A 15,817-nucleotide genomic window follows, 5' to 3' on the forward strand; every position below is an offset into this window, starting at 1 on the left:
AGGCGGCGCCGGACCCCACCGGCGACCCTGCCAGGAGGGAGTGTCGTGCCGGACCCGTTATGGCCGCACACCACCGCCGCGCTGAAGATCGAGGGCAGCGCGGCGGCCGATGTGCTGCGTGCCGCCATGGACGACGTCGAACGGGCCGGGGCCCGGGTCGATCTGGACCGTCAGCAACGCGACGGGGCGCTGTGGTTCGCCCCGGTGACCTTCGCCTTCGACCACGATCCGACGCTGAAGGTCGACATCTTCGCGCTCGGGGCGGCGCCGCGCCGGCGGGTCGAGCTCAACCTGGCGGTGATCAGGTCGGCGCTGGAGAAGGGCGTCGACGAGCTGGGGCTGTTGGCGTACGCGATCCTGGAGGCGGAGCCGCTGCCGTCCGGCTGGCGGCCGCGGCGGATCGGGGAGGCGCACCCACCGGACCGCGCCCAGCTCATCGAGCAGATGCGGGTCTTCAAGGGCACGCCGGCCTACGACGCGGTGGAGAACGCGTTGACCAAGGGCCAGGACGTGCTGTTGCTCGGCGATCACGGCTCGGGCCGCTCGGCGCTCGCGGCGGCGATCGCCGACGAGCGCGCCGGGGCCGGGCGGGGCGTGGTCTGGCTCAACCTCACCGACCCGGCCGACGGGCCCGAGTCGGTGGTACGCACGCTGCTGGAGCTCGAACAGGCCCAGGACTACCTGCTCATCGTCGACGGCCTGCACGCCAACCTGCCGATCGTCACCAACGTCTTCCGGTGCGTGAAGCGGCTCCGGCAGGACTACGACCTGCCGATCCGGGTCCTGGCCATCGGGCTGCCGCCGGTGGCGGAGCTGCTGCAGCAGGGCGAGCAGCGGGTGCTCGACCTGTACGAGGTCCCGATCGACGGCCGCGACACCGTGCGGCTGATGCTGGACGAGGAAGAGGGCCTCGCCCCGGCCGACCGGTCGCGGATCGAGCGGCTGGTCGACACCGACGTCCACATGGCCGACACGGCCCTGAAGTTCTACCGGTCGAACGAGCGGCGGGTGCCGACGCAGCTCGACCTGCAGGAGGAGTACACCCGCGACACCACCGACCCCGCCGAGCAGCACGCGCTCTACCACCTGGCCTGTCTCGGCTCGCTCGGCCTGGTGATCGCCGCCCGCAAGGCCGCGGACCTGTTCGGGCCGGCCGTCGAGCGGCTGCACGCGCGCAAGCTGATCCACCGCACCGACGACGCGTACACCATCGGCCCGCGCCGCCGCGCTCAGCTGGTCATGCGGTATGCCCGGCGGACCTGGCCCGACGTGTGCCGGGACAAGCCCGAGGACATCGCGTGGCGGCACCTGCAGCGCAGCGGCACCCGCGGCATCCGGGCCGTGTTCAGCCAGCTCGACCGGTTCGTCTCGCCCGAGCGGATGCGCTGGAGCAACCTGCGCCTGCAGGCCACCTGGGACATCGTCGAGCGCGTCGACGCCACGCTGGAGGTGCTGACCCGGCGGGACCCGACGTGGGGCGGCACGCTGGGCGCGTCCGTCTTCGCGGCCACGGCGTTCATCCGGCACCGGCCGGAGGAGCCCGACCGGTGGGCGCTGATCGCCGGGCCGATCCGGGCGAAGTGGAAGTACCTCGACCCCATCGCCGTGCTGCCGGAGCCGATCGGGGACCCGACCACGGACATCACCGATTTCCTGCACATCGTCAAGCGGATGGAGAACGAGGACCGGCTGTACTCCCCGGACAAGCACCCGTCGGGCATGGCGGCCGCGGGCATCCAGCCGCGGCGCGCGTACCAGAACTGGGCGCTGGGCCTGCTGCTCGGCCTGGAGGGCACGGCGCCGCCCGAGCACCGCGAGCGGGCGCGGATCGAGGCGCTGGTCGCGATGGCCAGGAGGGCCCAGGAGATCGACGGCAACTTCTATCCGGCGCGGGTGCCGTGGGTGACCGCCCGGATCGTGATCGGGCTGTGCCAGGCCGGGCACGCCGGCGATCTGGTCGTCCAGCGCGCGTGCAGCTGGCTGCTGGACCGGCTCGGGCCGGCCGCCGTGCACTGGCGCAGCGGCACCGGGGACTGGAACTCCGACGAGGCGACCACGTCCATGTGCCTCACCGGGCTGTACCTGGCCGGGTTCGTCCGCCGGGACACCATCGACTCGGCCGTGACCTGGCTGCAGGAGCGGGTGGAGGAGTGCGCCAAGCCGGACCGGGAGATCGATCTGGCCAACATGCTCGAGACGCTCGCGCTGTATACGAACTGGCCGATCCAGACGAACCTCGTGGAGCTGTTGAACCGGGTCGAGAGCGAGTCGCGGCAGCTGCTCGAACGGCCGGAACTGAGCCGCGACGCGCGGCCCGAGGAGGCCCTGCGGGTGCCGTTCATCAGCTCCCAGCTGACCAACATGGCCTGGGCGCGGGTCCGCGCCGAGTTCCGTGGGCTGCTGGAGAACGTGCTCAACGGCAACGAGGAGGAGGCGGTGAGCCCGTACGTGCCGACCCTGCCCGCCGTGCCGAAGCCGGTGCCCGACGCGGTGGAGGCGGCCATCCCGAAGCTCTCCCCGGAGGAGCTGCGGCGCTGGACCGACGCCGCCGAGCAGCTGCACCAGCGCCTGGAGCAGCAGCTGCGGGTGCGCAGCGGGCCGGCGGTCTCGGGCGCGCCGTCGGTGCAGCAGAAGCTCAACCAGCTGCAGAAGCAGCGCGACCTCTACCAGACCCTCAACCAGCTGCTCAGCCCGGACGCGCCGCGGGAGGTGCTCACCGCGCTCGACGAGCTCGGGCGCGAGGTGTGCGGGGGAGCCTGGCCGTTGCAACTGCCCTTCCCGTCGGCTGACGACGCCGGCGGCCCGCGGTGAAGCTGCGGCTGCCCGGTCCCTCGTCGCTGAACTTCCTGGCCGGCATCTTCGCCGGCGCCGGGATCAACCTGCTCACGTCCGTCGCGACCGGGCCCGAGGGCACGGTGAGCACCGGCAAGGTCGCCGTCGACTCGCTGTGCTGGGTGGCCGCGGCGGGCTTCCTGACCTGGGCCGCCCAGCTCGTCGAGCACGGTGAGCGCGACGCCGACCTGTACATCGACCGCGAGTTCAGCGACGAGGAGAAGCGCGAAATCCGGGAACAGTACATCGGTGCGGCGATGCGCAAGGCGTGGGCGCCGCTGATCGGTACGCTCGTGGCATTCGTCCTGGCGCTTCTGCTGCTGCCGGGCCTAATCCATTGGGCAGAGTTGTTCTGATGAGCCGATTCTTGATTCTGCACGGCTGGGAGAACCAGCGTCCGGTTGGGCATTGGCAGTTCTGGCTCGCGGAGCGGCTGCGCGCGGCCGGCCACGACGTCGACTACCCGGGGCTGCCGGAGCCCGACCGGCCCGTGCTCAAGGACTGGCTGGGCGCGATCGAGAAGGCGATCGCCCGCGAGCCCGGGCAGGGACTCACCGTCATCGCGCACAGCCTGTCGTGCGTGGCGTGGCTGCACCTGGCCGCGCAGGGCAGCGTGCACCTGCCCGTGGACCGGGTGCTGCTGGTCGCGCCGCCGAGCCCCGAGTTCCTGGCCCGCACCGAGCCGCTGCGGCACTTCGCGCCGCCGATGGCCGCGCTGGACGCGGTGCGGGCCTCCTCGGCCGCGCCGCCGCGGCTGGCGTGCGCCGCCGCGGACCCGTACTGCGAGCCGCCCGCCGACGAGCGCTACGCCGGGCTGTTCGACGTGGACCGGATCGACGGGGCGGGGCACGTCGACATGGTCGCAGGCTACGGCCGCTGGCACTCGGCGCTGCGCTGGTGCGAGGACCCGGAGCACCGCCTCGGCGTGGATTGACAAGATCGCTCCCGGTGTACGCTTGCCGACGCCCGGTAGCGGCGGTGGCGCGACCTGCCTAGCATCGCGGCATGGACGTGATCGCCGATCTCGCCCGCCCGTTCCTCGACGGCACCCCCACCAGCCAGGCCGCCGCCGTGGAACAGTTCCGCGTGCGCCTCGCCGAGCTGCTGCACGCCGAGGTCGCGGCCAAGGGTCTCGACACGCCGCCGATCGAGGTCGTGCGCCCGGGCCGCCCGATGCTCGTCATCGACGTGGCGGTCTGGCCCACCGCGGAGCTGCCCGGCAGTCTCCAGGACAAGATCCAGAAGTTGTACGGCGGGGTCGCGCGCTACCGGGAGCAGCACACCGACGCCGAACTCGCGCAGTTCGTGGTCGTGGCCGGTCGGCACCCGGTCGACCTGGGTCCGATCGGCGCCGGGCTGCGCCGGCTGGGGCTGCCCCGGATCGCGGTGTGCGTCGCCGCGGAATCCCCGTCGTGGTACCGCCTGGGCGGCATCGAGTTCGAGCCGCTCCCCGATCTGAACGCGACCGTCAGCCACCTGCTCGGCACCGAACCGTCCCCGCCGCCGGAGCGGACCGCGCGCCCCCAACCCGGCCCCGCGCCGGTCCTGCCCCGGGCGCGCGTGCTGCTCGTGGGGGATGAGTGGCGCTCCAGTACCCGCGAAATCTCCACCGTCAACCGCGAGCTCGCCATCGCCCTGGCCCGGGCCGGCGCCGAGGTGCACGCGCTCGTGCCGCGGGCCGACGTCCGGCTGGGCGAGGACGCGCGGGCCGCGGGCGTGCATCTCGTGGCGCCGCCCGAGCTGCCCGGCCTGTCCGACCGCGAGCTGCTGCTGCTCCCGGCGGGCTGCGCGGTGTGCGCCGGCGGCTTCGAGCCGGACCTGATCGTCGGGCACGGCCCGGTGCTCGGCCCGCTGGCGCTGGGGGTGTGCCACGCCCACCACCCGCGGGCCCGGCGGCTGCACATCGTGCACACCGACGCCGAGCGGCTCGAGGTGGCCAAGGAGGTGCCCGGCGGCGCGTCGCGGATGCTGACCGCGGCCGAGCAGCGGCGGCTCGAGGAGGAGCTGGCCGGCACGGCCGACTTCATCGCCGGCGTCGGCCCGCTGCTGGCCCGCACCATCCGCAACGGCCTGCGCGACGGCTCGGGCCCGCGCCCGGTGCTGAACCTGGTGCCGGGCCTGCGCGACTGGGGCAGGGTGGCCGACCCCGAGGACCCGCCCGAGGAGCGCCAGGTGCTGCTGCTGGCCCGGGCGGAGGACAGCGCGTCGAAGGGCCTCGACTACGCCGTCGACGCGGTCCGGCGCGCGGTGGACCGGCTGCGCGGCGGCGCGGGCGCGCGGCCCCGGCTGATCATCCGGGGTGTGCGGGCGGCCGACGACGCGACGGTCAAGGACCGCATCGACTCCCTGCGCGAGCTGGCGCCGGGTGTGGAGGTGACCCGCCGCGAGTACACGTCCGACCCCGACGCCCTGCGCCGGGACCTGTTCGGCTCGGCGGTGGTGATCATGCCGTCCCGGCACGAGGGGTTCGGGCTGGCGGCCTACGAGGCGATCGCGGCCGGGGTACCGGTGCTGATCACGTCGAACAGCGGCCTCGCCGAGCTGCTGCGGGAGCTCCCGCGCGACGGCGGCCGTCCCGAGCAGCGGGAAATCGTCGCGATGGACGGGACCGACGACGAGATCGCCGGGCGCTGGGGCGAGGCGCTGGCCCGGGCCCTGGAGGACCCCCGGGCCGCCTTCCGGCGGGCCCGGGAGCTGCGGTCGCAGATCATCGAGCGGTACACCTGGGAGAAAACGGTCGCCCAGATCCTCGCCCTGGTGGCCTGAGCCGCCTCAGGACGCCTGTGGCTGGGGGAGATACGGCGCCAGGGCGGCGGCGAGCAGCTCCCGGTCGTTCTTGTCCAGCGACTCCCCGGTCCAGGTCTCGGCCAGCTCCAGCGTCTCGCCGCTGTGCAGGATCAACCGCACCTTGATCGGTACGTTCTTGAGCACCTCGGCCGCGCGGATGTCCTCGTACGCCACGAACCGGTGCTGCTTCGCCAGCTGCGCGACGGGCGCCGACTGCAGGATCTGGATCAGGCGCTTCTTGCCGTCGTCGGTCGACTTCGGGCCCGGCACCAGGACCAGCCCGTTGGACAGCAGCAGCACGTCGAAGTGCAGCTTGCCGGGCGCGTTCATGTTCGCGATGCCGCCGATGACCTCGCCGCCGTCCGCGGTGGCCACGGCCGACTGCTGCTGCACCGCGCGCGCGTCGATGCCGGCCTCGGCCAGCCGCTGGCGAGCCGCCGGCACCGTCTCGGCCGCGATCGCCAGCCGGGCGATCTCCATGATCGGCAGGTCGCTGCCGTCGGTCCGGGCGAACGTGGCGCCTCCGGTCCACGAGTGCTTCCAGCGGCCGATGCCCCCGCGGCGCGCGGCCAGCCCGATGGCCGAGTCGATCCGGTCGGCCAGGATCTCCCGCTGCTCCTCGGGGTCGCCGTGCGGGTTGACCGCGCGGCCCAGGTCGCCGGCGCCGCCCCGCTCGACGATGTACAGCACCAGCCCCAGGTCCCCCTGCGGCGCCCCCGCGAGCCGGGCCGCGGCCCGGAACAGCGCGTCGACGTCCCGCTGGGCGTTGGCCGAGATGCTGGCGTCGGTGAGCTCGTCCCACGGCAGCAGCGTCTTGTCCTCGATGTTCAGCGCGGCCCGCTGCAGCCGCAGGGCGAGCCCGGCCGGGTCCCCGAGCAGCGCCGCGGCCGGCCGGTTGTCGACCGCCACGCCGGAGTCCGGCATGGCCTCCATGGCCCGGATGCGGTCGGCGATCGGCGGGTGCGAGTCCCACCGCGAGCGCTCCTCCTCCGGCGCCGAGTCCCGCAGCTTGGCCAGCTCCCCGGAGCGCCCGCGCAGCAGCTGGGCGAAGCCGCCGAACACGTCGCGCGGGGCGAGCTTGGCGTCCCAGCCGATCGTCACGTACCGGTTGACGAAGAAGTTCCACGCCGCGTCCACGACCGCGAGGTCCCGCATCGCGCTCACGGCCGCCGCCCGCCCCGCGATGCGCACCGAGAACTCGTCGGCCTCGTACTCCATCCGCCGGCTCACCGCCTGCTCGACCAGGATGTACAGCCGCGCGTAGGTCCGGAACACGAACCCGGCCAGGCTCGACGGCCCGACCTGCACGATCGTCTGCACGATGGCCATCCGGCCCCGGTGCGCGAGGGCGCCGAGCTTGGTGTGGCTGCCGGAGTAGTGCCCGAGCTCGTGGGCCAGCACCGAGCTCAGCTGCGCGACGCTGAACGCCTGCAGCAGCGGCAGCCCGACGTACATGATCCGCCGCCCGCCGGCCAGCCCGAGAAACCGCGTGTGCTCGGCGACGGCCGCGTTGACGTCCGGAATGAGCCGGATCTCGTCTGGCGCCCGCGTCCCGACCTGATGCGCCAGCTCGTGCGCGGTGTCCCACAGCCCGCGCGCCTCGTGCGGCGCCAGCGGCAGCCCCTCGGGCTCGCCCGGCTTGGCCGTGAGGATCTTCCAGAACGCCACGATGAGCCCGACCGCCACGGCGATGGTCAGGAACGCCAGTTTCCCGGCCGCGGCGCCGGGGTGCTCATTCCACAGCCAGACGGTGGCCCACCCGAGCCCCCCGATGAGCGCGATGGCGAGCAGGTAGAACCCGGCGAGCAGCACGACCGAGATGGCGGCCCGGATCGTCGTCTTCATAGCGTTTCGTCCCCCGTTATGTGGATTCGGTTCACATTATCGGCAACGAGGGTGCCGCCTGTCTGTCCCGAGACGAGGTCGTTACCCAAGGTCGACCTGCGGCGTGCAACGTTCAGGCGGCTTTCGAAAACGCTTCGGAAAGATCGGCGGGCTTCGTAGCGTACCGGCATGCTACGACGGTTTCTCGTCGTGCTCATGCTCATCGTGCCGCTGTTCGCGGTGGCACCGGCGGCCGCCACCGCCTCGACGTTCGCGCCGGGGAACGGGCGGTTGTTGTTCGTGGGACAGTCCACGAAAACGGCGTGGGACGACTACACATCATTCGCCGCCGCCCCCAGTGGCGGCTCCGTCTACTACGAGGTCAAGTCGGGCACCTGGGTGAACCAGGGGCACAAGGACTACGCGACCTACCTGGCCCAGCAGGGCAAGATGATCCAGGTCGGAGTCTCCTGGAAGGACAACCCGCCCGGCTTCGGCGGCGGGGACGAGAACGCCAAGGCCGCGCGGTCCCGCCAGGTGACCGCGGAACTGGCCGCCGGGCAGTACGCGGCGCAGTTCAACCAGCTCATCGCGTTCGTCAACCAGTACCCGAACGCCAAGTTCTTCCTGCGCCTCGACTACGAGGTGTCGAGCTTCTACCACTGCACCGACGCGTCGTGCTCCTCGTACAAGGGCGCGTTCGCGAAAATCCGCCAGCTCATCGACGGGGCGAAGCGGCAGGACAACGTCACGTACGTCTACCACCCGGTCCGCGGCGAGTACGAGGCCATGTACCCGGGTGACAACGTGGTGGACTGGGTCGGCGTGTCGGTGTTCGCGCACGAGCTGTGCCTGCCGATCTACGACAACGGCTACCTCTACAACGGCACCCCGCCGCAGAACTACGACACCGGCGCCCTGCAGTGCCGCAACGCGTACATCGGCACGGACAGCAACGGCAACGCGGCCGCCGTGTGGAAGAACTGGGACTACGACGGCAACGTGCTGAAGATGATGAAGTTCAGCAAGGACCACGCGAAGCCGATGATCGTGTCGGAGTCCGGGATGATGAACTTCACCGACAACGGCGGCGACACCTCCGGCCTCGAAGCCTCCCGCGGCAACACGTGGGTGCAGCGGCTGTTCGGGCTGATGAACTACACCGGGCCGATCCCGAACCTCGCGGGCACCTACGACCTCAGCAACGTCATCAAGGCCGCCGTCTACATCGATCTGGATTTCCGGTACGGCTGGGACGGCATCAACGACGGCAGCTTCGACTTCCCGGTGAACTCCACCTGGTTCGTCGACGGCCGCTTGTCGCGGTATCCGGCGGCGAAGGCGTCGTTCTGCCAGGGCCTCGTGGACCGCGGCTTCGTGGACAGATGCTCCGGCGGTACGACCGCGAACCGCATCATCGGCGCCGGCTCGAACCGCTGCGTCGACGTGTCCGGGGGCAGCGCGGCCGACGGGGCGGCGGTGCAGCTCTGGGACTGCCTGGGCAACAGCGCGCAGACCTGGCGGCGCACCGGGGACGCCTGGGTCAACGGCTCCGGCAAGTGCCTCGACGTGACCGGCAACGGCACCGCCGACGGCGTGCAGGTCCAGCAGTGGACGTGCCTGGGCAACGGGGCGCAGCGCTGGGTCATGCAGGCCAACGGCACCATGCTCAACCCGCAGTCCGGCAAGTGCCTGGACGCGACCGGCTGGGGTACCACCAACGGCACCCGGCTGGAGATCTGGACCTGCGGGACGGGGCCGCAGTCCAACCAATCCTGGCGACTCGCAACCGCCTGACTCCCCGACAAGAGAGGTCCGACACCCCCAATGTCCTCGCGTAAACGCATCCTGCTCGGCGCCGGGCTGGCCCTCGCGGCCGCCGTCTCCGTGCCGATCCTCAACGCGCTCCCGGCCGCCGCCGTGGCCGGGCGCAACCTTCCCGCCAACGGCAAGGTGCTGTCCCTCATCGGGCAGAGCACTCCCGACCTGTCCGCGTACAAGACCCAGGTCCTCGACACCGACGCGAGCATGCCGCGGCCGGGTGGGATCACGCTGTACACCAACATCACCCCCGGTGTCTGCAACGGCCTCAGCGGCTCGTGCAACCTCAACGGCAACGTCACCGACTTCGGGCAGACGCTGTCGCAGTATCCGGGCGCGGCCGTCGCCGTCGGGCTCTACCTCGCCGACGGGCCGGGCTGCGCCAACCAGCCGCTGCGGGCGCTCATCGGCCGCCAGGACGCCGACATCGCCGGCGGGCTCGGCCAGCAGTACCGGCAGAACCTCGACAACCTCGTGACGTACCTGAAGGACACCAACCGCTCCGTGTACCTGCGGGTCGGCTACGAGTTCGACGGCCCGTGGAACTGCTACAACACCGACTTCTACAAGCAGGCGTTCCGGTACGTGAAGGGCCGCATCGACGCCCTCGGCGCGGCCAACATCGCGACGGTGTGGCAGAGCGCGACCTACGCCAAGGACGGCGACGCCACCTACAAGTTCGACTTCAGCAACCCCAACCACCTCGCCGACTGGTACCCGGGCGACGACGTGGTCGACTGGGTCGGCATGAGCACGTTCTACTGGGACGCGACCTACCGGCAGTACCAGTGGGCCTGCGACACCCCGACCAGCAGCCCGAAGGTGCTCTACGACCGGGCGCTGAACTTCGCCCGCGGGCACAACAAGCCGGCCATGATCGCCGAGGCGACCCCGCAGGCGTACCGCACCGCCAACCTCGACGCCTCCTGCACGAACGTCAACAACCGGGTCTCGCTGAACGGCGACTGGACGAAGATCGGCAGCTGGTACGACCAGTACTTCTCCTACATCAACGCGAACACCGACGTGCTGCGGGCGGCCGCGTACATCAACAGCAACTGGGAGGCGATCGCCCAGTTCGCCTGCCCGCCCGGCTCGACCGCGGGCTCACCGAACTGCACCGACGGCTACTGGGGCAACAGCCGCGTGCAGGACAACGCCAACATCCGCGCGAACTTCAAGCGCGAGCTGCAGAATTCGGTCTTCGTCAACGGCACGCTCACCGGACGCGGCGCCAACTGGGGCGGCGGCGGCACGCAACCGACGACCAACCCGCCGACCTCGCCGACGACCACTCCGCCGACCGGGGGTGGTAACCGCAACGCCTTCAGCACGATCGAGGCCGAGTCGTACAACTCGCAGAGCGGCACCCAGATCGTCAGCACCTCCACCGCGAGCGGCGGCAAGGAGGTCGGCTACACCAGCAACAACGACTGGATGCGGTACGACGGCCTCAATTGGGGCGGCCGTAACCCCAACATGGTGACCTTCCGCTACTCGTCCGGCCGCGCCACCAACCAGGCCTTCACGCTCGAGTTCCACGCGGGTTCGGCCACCGGCCCGGTCATCGCCGCGCCCGGCCTGCTGGGCACCGGCAGCTGGACGTCGTACAAGGAAATCTCCTTCAACGTCAGCAACCTGCCCGCCGGCACCACCTCCATCACCGCGGTCGTGAAGGTCGGCGACTCCGCCGACGTCCTCGACCTCGACTGGTTCAAGTTCGTGTAAGTCCCGAACCCGACAGGGCGGCGCCGAACCATGGCGCCGCCCTGTGCGTGTCCGCAGACATGTCCCATTTCCTGTTCGCATCCATGCCGCAGGCGGGCCACACCAACCCGCTCAAGCCGATCGCCCGCGCCCTGATCGCGGCCGGCCACACGGTCGACTGGTACACGGGCCGCGACCAGAACGTCGGCGCAACCGGCGCCACCCACCGCCCGATGCACCCCGACCTCGACGGCCCACCGCCGAGAAGCGAGCACACGGGCCTGGCCGGCATCCGCTGGGACCTCAAGCATCTCTTCCTGGATCCGGTACCGCTCCAGGTCACCGAACTGACGTCGCTCGTCACGCAAACGCGGCCGACGGCCCTGATCGCCGACATGGGTTTCTTCGGCGCCGGTGCGCTGCACGAGCTCACCGGCATCGACTGGATTTCGGTCGGGATCACGCCGCTGCCGATCCCGAGCCGCGACACCGCGCCCTTCGGCACCGCGCTGCCCCCGTCGGCCACCGCGCTCGGCCGGCTGCGCAATCTGGCCCTCTACGCACTGATGGACCGCGTGGTCCTGCGCGACGTCCACCGCCACTGGCAGGCCATCCGAGCCCGCGTCGAGCTCCCGCCCACCCGCGTCTCCCCGCTGTCGGCCATCTCGCCGCTGCTGCACCTGCAGAACGGCGTGGCCGAGTTCGAGTACTTCCGCTCCGACCTGCCCGAACAGGTGCGGTTCGTGGGCTACCTCGGCGACGAACCCGGCATCCCGTTCGACCCGCCCGCCTGGTGGCTCGACGTCATCGCCGGCGAGCGCCCGGTCGTGCACGTCACCCAGGGCACCGTCGCCAACGACGACCTCGGCGCGCTCGTCGCCCGCACCGCGCGGGTGCTCGCCGGCGACGACGTGCTCGTCGTCGCGACCACCGGCGGGGCCGACCCGGCGGTGCTGGGGGAGCTGCCGGCCAACGCCCGCGCCGCCCGGTTCGTCCCGCACCGGTACCTGCTGCCGTACACGAGCGCGATGGTGACCAACGGCGGGTACGGCGGCGTGCAGACCGCCCTCGCGCACGGCGTGCCGCTCGTGGTGGCCGGCGCGACCGAGGACAAGCCCGAGGTCGCGGCCCGCGTCGAGCACGCCGGGGCGGGGCGGCGGCTGCGTTCCGCGACGCCCGCCGACGCCGACCTGCGCGCCGCGATCCTGCAGGTGCTGGGCGATCCGGCGTTTCAGCGGGGCGCGAACCGGCTGCGCGACGCGTACGCGCGGATCGACACCGCGGCCGAGGTCGTCCGCCTGATCGAGGGCGTCACCAAGCCCGCAATTGTCAAGTATTGACAGATCTCCCTGGAATGGGAGAACCTTCACGAGCGTCGATTCGGCGGTCGGCGGCCACTCACCTGGTTGATCGATCGGAGCGACGTGAGAAGGCTGCTCTGCAACGTCCTGGCCGCGGCATGCGCCGCCGCCGTCACCGTGACCGCCCTCGGTGCGCCCGCCCGGGCCGCCGTACCCGCCGACCTCACTGGTCTCGTCAATCCGTTGATCGGGACGCAGAAGGAGGGCAACACGTTTCCCGGTGCGGCGCTGCCGTTCGGGATGGTGCAGGTCAGCCCGGACACCGGCTGGGGGACCGGCTACAACTACGACCACACGAAGGTCTGGGGCTTCTCGCAGACCCACCTGTCCGGCGTCGGCTGCCCGGTCGCCGGTGAGGTGCCGCTCATGCCGACCGTCGGGGCGGTCAGCAGCAACGACCCCAACACGTACGGGCAGCCGCTCAACCACGCGCAGGAGCAGGCCACCCCGGGCTACTACAAGCTCGGGATGGCCAACGGCGTCACCGCCGAGCTGACCGCGACGCTGCGCACGGGCTGGCAGCGGTACACGTTCCCGGCCGGCACCCAGTCCAACGTGCTGTTCAACACCGCCCAGGCGCGTGGCTCGGCCACCGGCGCCAGCAACTCCAGCGTGTCCATTGTGGGCAGTGACACGGTCGAGGGCTCGGTCACCGTCGGCGGCTTCTGCGGCTCCTCGCCCGCACATACGGTCTACTTCACGGCCCAGTTCAGCCGGGCGTTCGCCTCGTTCGGCACCTGGTCGGGCTCGACGTTCAGCAACGGCTCCCGCACCTCGTCGGGCAGCGGCGCGCGCGGCGGCTGGGCGCGCTTCGACACCAGCTCCGACCGCACGGTCACGGTGAAGGTCGGGCTGTCCTACACGGGCCTGCCGGGCGCGCGGGCCAACCTGAGCGCCGAGACGTCTTCGACGGGGTTCGGCTTCGATTCGGTACGGACGGCCGCCCACGACACCTGGAACGCCAAGCTGCACAAGGCGGAGGTCGACGGCGGGACCACGGACCGGCAGGTGGCGTTCTACACCTCGCTGTACCACTCCCTGCTGCACCCGAACCTCGCCGGCGACGTGGACGGCAGCTACCGCGGCTTCGACAACGCGGTGCACACGGCTTCGGGGTACACGCCGTACCAGACCTTCTCGCTCTGGGACACCTATCGCGCCCAGAACCAACTCGTGGCGCTGCTGGAGCCGCAGGTCGCCCGCGACTCCGCGCTCTCGCTGCTCGCCGTGGACCGGGAGCTGGGCTGGCTGCCGCGCTGGGCGCTGGACAACACCGAGACGAACACCATGACCGGCGACCCGGTGACGCCGTTCCTCGTCGACCTGTGGTCGCGCGGGCTGCTGTCGGGCTACGAGGAGCAGTTCTACACCGCGCTGCGCAAGAACGCGCTCGGCACCCCGCCGGCGTCGACCGGGCTCAACGGCCGCAACGGCAACCCGTACTACACCGCGCTCGGATACATCCCCACCGGCGTCACGTGCACGCCGACGAACCAGTTCGACCATGACTGCCAGTACCCGAGCTCGTCCACATTGGAGTACGCGGCGGCCGACTCGGCACTGTCCATCATGGCCAGAGCGCTCGGGCACACCGCGGACGCCGACGCGCTCGCCGCACGCGGCCAGAACTACCGCAACCTCTTCGACCCGTCGATCGGCTTCTTCCGGCCGCGCAACGCCAACGGCGTCTTCGCGCCCAGCTACTCGCCGACGGACGGCGCGCACACGTTCCACGAGGCGGGCGCCTACCAGTACCAGTGGCTCGTCCCGCAGGACCCCGACGGCCTCGTCGGGCTGCTCGGCGGCAAGGCCAGCACGAACACCCGGCTGGACCAGTTCTTCGCCTACAACGACCTGCTGGCCGACCCGTCGGGCACCGCGCACACCAAGTGGGTCAACGGCGCCTACGACTACTACAGCTTCACGACCTACAACCCGAACAACGAGCCGGACCTGCTCGCGCCCTACACCTACCTGTGGACCGGTCAGCCCTACAAGACCGCCACGGTCCTGCGCGCCGCCTACACGCTGTTCGCCAACGGACCGAACGGCGTCACGGGCAATGATGACCTCGGCACCATGTCGGCCTGGTACGTCTTCTCGTCCCTCGGCCTGTACCCGCTCATGAACGGGGCCAACTTCTACGGCGTCAGCACCCCGCAGTTCCCCTCGGCCAAGGTGACCGTGGGCTCGTTCGGGTCCCAACAGGGCGGCACCCTGAACATCAGCGCGGCCGGCGTCAGCGACACCAACCGCTACATCGGCACCGCCACGCTCGGCGGCACGGCCTTCACCCGCACCTGGCTGTCCCAGTCGGACATCGCCCACGGCGCTTCCCTCAACTACAGCGTCACCGGTACTCCCGGTGCCTGGGGCACCGCCGCCGGCGACACGCCCCCGTCGGCCAACCACACGAGTCCCCCGGCCGCGACGGCGAACCTGGCGCAGGGCAAGGCCGCGACCGGATCGTCGTCGTGCGCGTCCACGGAGGGCCCGGACAAGGCGGTCAACGGCAGCGTCACGGGCGGCAACACCGACAAGTTCTGCTCCGGCGTCACCGGCGCCTGGCTGCAGGTCGACCTCGGCTCCGCGCAGACCGTGAACCGCATCGTCGTGAAGCACGCGGGCGCCGGTGGTGAGCAGGGGGCGTACAACACGAAGGCCTTCACGCTCCAGACGTCGACGGACGGCTCCACCTGGGCCACTCCGGTGACGGTGACGAACAACGCGGATCCCGTGACATCTCACCCAATTGCGGCCACGTCGGCCCGCTACATCCGGATGAACGTGACGACGCCGACCCAGACGTCGGACACGGCCACCCGCATCTACGAACTCGAGGCGTACGGCCAGTCGCTCACGAACTTCGCCCTCAACCGCCCGGTCACCGCCTCCCCGGCGTGCGCGGCCACGGAAGGCCCGGAGAAGGCCGTGAACGGCAGCGTGACGGGCGGCAACACCGACAAGTACTGCTCCCTGTCGACCGGCGCCACCCTCCAGGTCGACCTGGGCTCGTCCCGCGCGATCACCCGCTTCGAGCTGGCCCACGCCCAGGCCGGCGGCGAGTCGGCGGACTGGAACACCAAGGCCTACACCATCGACGTCTCGACTGACGGCACTACCTGGACGAGAGCCGTCACGGTCACGAACAACACGGCCGCGAATACCGCGCACGCGGTAACCTCGTCGGCCCGATACGTCCGCCTCACGGTCGGCACCCCGACCCAGACGACGGATACCGCAACGCGCATCTACGAGTTCCGCGTCCTGGGGTGATTGAACGGGTGACGCCCGGGTGATTCGTCTGCTCACCCGGGCTCGACAGGATCGGCGAGGGCCGATGAGGCTTACGTTCGTTGCATGCCTCCGGCCCTCGTTCGCCCGTACGTCCGCGTCATCCCCATCGCGCACATCCCCCCGGCCCCGTCAAGGCGCTCGACGGTCCCGATCCGCACCACCCCACCGGCGTACCGCGCCCGGCACGA

9 protein-coding genes are annotated in these 15,817 nt (G+C 71.2%); 8 read left to right on the top strand and 1 reads right to left on the bottom strand.

The window, feature by feature from the left end; translation table 11 throughout:
• Positions 1-45: 45 nt before the first annotated feature.
• The 4 genes from ACQP00_RS14245 to ACQP00_RS14260 all read left to right on the top strand — a co-directional run bounded on the left by ACQP00_RS14245 (position 46) and on the right by ACQP00_RS14260 (position 5,598).
• Entirely contained in the window at positions 46-2,811 is a 2,766-nt protein-coding gene (locus tag ACQP00_RS14245) for a hypothetical protein (protein ID WP_433219089.1), read from the top strand.
• The gene (locus ACQP00_RS14250; protein WP_433060203.1) at positions 2,808-3,188 is read left to right on the top strand and encodes a hypothetical protein; all 381 of its coding nucleotides are present in this window, start codon (positions 2,808-2,810) and stop codon (positions 3,186-3,188) included. Before ACQP00_RS14245 ends, ACQP00_RS14250 begins: the two co-directional genes overlap by 4 nt.
• On the top strand, positions 3,188-3,766 hold the full coding sequence (locus tag ACQP00_RS14255; protein ID WP_433219090.1) for an RBBP9/YdeN family alpha/beta hydrolase: 579 nt from the start codon (positions 3,188-3,190) through the stop codon (positions 3,764-3,766). The genes ACQP00_RS14250 and ACQP00_RS14255 overlap by 1 nt, the downstream gene beginning before the upstream one ends.
• Before the next feature lie 71 nt (positions 3,767-3,837).
• A complete protein-coding gene (locus tag ACQP00_RS14260; protein ID WP_433219092.1) occupies positions 3,838-5,598 on the top strand; it encodes a glycosyltransferase family 4 protein in 1,761 nt (586 codons plus the stop codon).
• A 6-nt stretch (positions 5,599-5,604) separates the two neighbouring features.
• On the opposite strand, the gene ACQP00_RS14265 is transcribed toward ACQP00_RS14260, so the two are convergent.
• Positions 5,605-7,464, bottom strand: coding sequence for a M48 family metallopeptidase (locus ACQP00_RS14265; RefSeq protein ID WP_433219094.1), 1,860 nt, complete (start codon positions 7,462-7,464; stop codon positions 5,605-5,607).
• A 168-nt stretch (positions 7,465-7,632) separates the two neighbouring features.
• Between ACQP00_RS14265 and ACQP00_RS14270 the strand changes: the two genes are divergently transcribed.
• The 4 genes from ACQP00_RS14270 (at position 7,633) to ACQP00_RS14285 (ending at position 15,608) form a co-directional block, all read left to right on the top strand.
• Complete coding sequence (locus ACQP00_RS14270) at positions 7,633-9,240, top strand: ricin-type beta-trefoil lectin domain protein (RefSeq protein ID WP_433219096.1); 1,608 nt, start codon at positions 7,633-7,635, stop codon at positions 9,238-9,240.
• Positions 9,241-9,270: 30 nt separating this feature from the next.
• Positions 9,271-10,992: a carbohydrate-binding protein gene (locus ACQP00_RS14275; RefSeq protein ID WP_433219098.1), complete on the top strand. Its 1,722-nt coding sequence runs from the start codon at positions 9,271-9,273 to the stop codon at positions 10,990-10,992.
• Between the two features lie 59 nt (positions 10,993-11,051).
• Complete coding sequence (locus ACQP00_RS14280; RefSeq protein WP_433219099.1) at positions 11,052-12,311, top strand: glycosyltransferase; 1,260 nt, start codon at positions 11,052-11,054, stop codon at positions 12,309-12,311.
• Between the two features lie 84 nt (positions 12,312-12,395).
• Entirely contained in the window at positions 12,396-15,608 is a 3,213-nt protein-coding gene (locus tag ACQP00_RS14285; protein WP_433219101.1) for a GH92 family glycosyl hydrolase, read from the top strand.
• The last annotated feature ends 209 nt before the right edge of the window (positions 15,609-15,817 follow it).

This window comes from Dactylosporangium sp. CS-047395 (genome assembly GCF_050942185.1).
Taxonomy (GTDB): Bacteria; Actinomycetota; Actinomycetes; order Mycobacteriales; family Micromonosporaceae; genus Dactylosporangium.